The 2822-nt window shown below is 67.2% G+C and carries 2 protein-coding genes and 1 pseudogene; 2 read left to right on the top strand and 1 reads right to left on the bottom strand.

Going from position 1 to position 2822, the window contains the following annotated elements:
- Positions 1-1019: ABC transporter transmembrane domain-containing protein (locus HUU94_RS06820; RefSeq protein WP_254602012.1), on the bottom strand; the 1019-nt coding region annotated here is incomplete at its 3' end.
- A gap of 122 nt (positions 1020-1141) precedes the next feature.
- Between HUU94_RS06820 and HUU94_RS06815 the strand changes: the two genes are divergently transcribed.
- Together HUU94_RS06815 and HUU94_RS06810 are read left to right on the top strand one after the other, a co-directional pair.
- Positions 1142-2395 carry a polyhydroxyalkanoate depolymerase gene (locus HUU94_RS06815; RefSeq protein ID WP_174274349.1) on the top strand — a complete coding sequence of 418 codons (1254 nt, stop codon included), beginning with the start codon at positions 1142-1144 and terminating at the stop codon, positions 2393-2395.
- A gap of 197 nt (positions 2396-2592) precedes the next feature.
- A pseudogene (locus HUU94_RS06810) lies at positions 2593-2822 on the top strand (dipeptide epimerase); the annotation flags it as partial.

Genomic DNA, 2822 nt, shown 5'->3' with positions numbered 1-2822 from the left:
TGCGGCTTCGCCGGCGGCGCGATCTCGGGCTGCTCGGCGAGCAGCTCGCCGAGCCGGCTCGCCGCACCCGCGCCGCGCAGCAGATCGCCATAGGTCTCGGTCAGCGCGCCGAACGAACTGGCGACCAGCCCGCCGGTCACGACGAAGGCGGCGATCGCGCCGCCGCTCATCCGCCCCGCCGCCACGTCGATCGCGCCTTCCCACAGCACCATCGTGATCGATCCGAAGATCAGCGCGATCACGATCGCGGTCATGATCGCGCGGATCAGGATGCGCGTGCGCGCGATCGCGAAGACCTGCTCGACCGTATCGGCGAAGCGGCGGCGCTCGCGCGCTTCCTGGTTGAACGCCTGCACGATCTTCATCGCGCCCAGCACCTCGGAGACGACCGCGCCGATCTCCGCGATGCGGTCCTGCGAGGTGCGCGAATGCGTGCGCACGCGGCGGCCGAGCAGGATGATCGGCGCCACCACCAGCGGGATCGCCAGCAGCAGCAGCGCCGCCAGCTTCGGCGACAGCACGAACAGGTACAGCAGCCCGCCCGTCCCGATGAAGAGATTGCGCAGCGCCACCGAGACCGACGTGCCGACGACCTGCTCGACGAGGCCCGTGTCGGCAGTCAGCCGCGAGGCGATCTCGGAAGGGCGGTTTTCCTCGAAATAACGCGGGCTCAGCCGCAGCAGATTGGCCTGCACCGATCGCCGCAGATCGGCCACCGTCCGCTCGCCCAGCCACGATACGAAATAGAATCGGCATGCGGTGGCGATCGCCAGCACGATCACGATCATCAGCAGGTATCGGAACGATCCGGCGACGCTCGCCGTCGTCCCCCCGCCGCTGATGAAGCCGCGATCGATGACGCGCTTGAAGCCGTAGGGGATCGCCAGCGTCGCCGCCGACGAAACCGCCAGCGCGCCAAGCGCCGCCGCGATCCGCCCCGGATATCGGGCGGCGGTGCGCCACACCAGGCGCAGATCGCCGATGCGTCGCTTGGGCATGTTCGGCGCGGAGCGTGCCATCGCCGCCGCGCCTAGCAGGCGCACGGGCGATGCTCAATCGCGGTGCTTGGATCACGCGATGTTTACCGCTGGTGTTGCATTGCAGCACGTTCAGTCCCAGATGGGACGGGGAGATTATGGCCTTGTTGTACGAAGCGTTCGAAATGCAGCGGAACTGGCTCGCGGGGGCCAGCGCGCTCGCCGGGATGGGCTCGGATTGGATGACCAACCCGGCCAATCCTTTCTCGCAGACGCCGATGGCGACGGTGATGGCCTCGGGGCTCGATGTCTTCGCGCACGCGTCGGCCATTTACGGCAAGCCCGCGTTCGGGCTCGAAAGCACGATGATCGACGGCAAGCCCTATGCGGTCGTCGAGGAGATCGAAGCCGCGCGTCCGTTCGGCCAGTTGATTCACTTCACCCGTCCCGAATTTGAAGGCACCCAGCCCAAGTTGCTGATCGTGGCGCCGATGTCGGGCCATTACGCCACCTTGCTGCGCGGCACGGTCGAGCGGCTGCTGCCGGGCCACGACGTCTGGATCACCGATTGGGCCGATGCGCGCGCCGTGCCGATCGCCGAGGGGCGGTTCGATCTCGACGATTATATCGATTATGTCATCGCCTTCCTCGGGCATGTCGGTCCGGGTACGCATGTGCTCGCGGTGTGCCAGCCCTCGGTGCCGGTCTTCGCCGCCACCGCGCTGCTGGCGGCGGCGAACGATCCCGCGCGCCCGCGCTCGCTGACGATGATGGGCGGCCCGATCGACGCGCGCGAGGCGCCGACCGAGGTCAACACCGTCGCGACGCAGCGCCCGTTCAGTTGGTTCGAAAGCAACGTCATCGCCACCGTGCCGTGGAGCTATCCGGGTGCCGGGCGTCGCGTCTATCCGGGCTTCCTGCAGCTCACCGGCTTCATGGCGATGAACTTCGGCAACCATCTCGCCAGCCATTGGCAGATGTTCAAGCATCTCGTCGACGGCGATCAGGAACATGCCGACGCCACCAAGGCCTTCTACGACGAATATCGCTCGGTTTGCGACATGACCGCCGAATTCTATCTCCAGACGATCGACGTCGTCTTCCAGCAGCACCTGATGCCCAAGGGCAAGATGCTCCATCGCGGGCGGAAGGTCGATCCGCGGGCGATCAGGGATGTCGCGCTCTTGGCGATCGAGGGCGAGAATGACGATATCTCGGGCCTCGGCCAGACCAAGGCGGCGCTCAAGCTCGCCGCCAGGCTGCCCGATGCCTATAAGCACTATCATATGGCGCCGATCGTCGGCCATTACGGCATCTTCAACGGCCGCCGCTGGCGCGAGGAAATCGCGCCGGTGATGGAGCGCTTCATCGCCGACGCCGATGCGCGCGCGGCGAAGGCGGAACGCGCGGCCGCCTGAGGACGGATCGACGTTCAGCCTTGAGAACAGAGTCTCCCACCGATCATCCGTCATGCCGGACCTGTTCCGGCATCCACGGTGCCGCACGCCCAATACGTTTGGATACGCGGCGCGGTGGACCCCGGAACAAGTCCGGGGTGACGGTCGACTAAAGGCAATGTCCGTCCAGATCGTTGAACGTCGATCGGCGACGGCGATTGATTGAGCTCGCCGCCCGCATCGAACGCTGGCCCGTGCGCGGCGCCTTCACGATCGCGCGCGGCGCCAAGACGCATGTCGACGTCGTCGTCGCCGAACTCGCCGGCGAGGGCGCCACCGGGCGCGGCGAGGCCACCCCGATCTATTATCATGGCGAAACCGCCGAAACCGTCCTCGCCGCGATCGAGGCGCAGCGGGGCGCGCTCGCGTCGGGCCTCACCCGCGCCGA

It is taken from the genome of Sphingomonas bacterium (assembly GCF_903644055.1).
Classification (GTDB): domain Bacteria; phylum Pseudomonadota; class Alphaproteobacteria; order Sphingomonadales; family Sphingomonadaceae; genus Sphingomonas_I.
The sequence above is the reverse complement of the archived record's forward strand: the minus strand, read 5'-3'. Positions and strand labels throughout refer to the sequence as shown.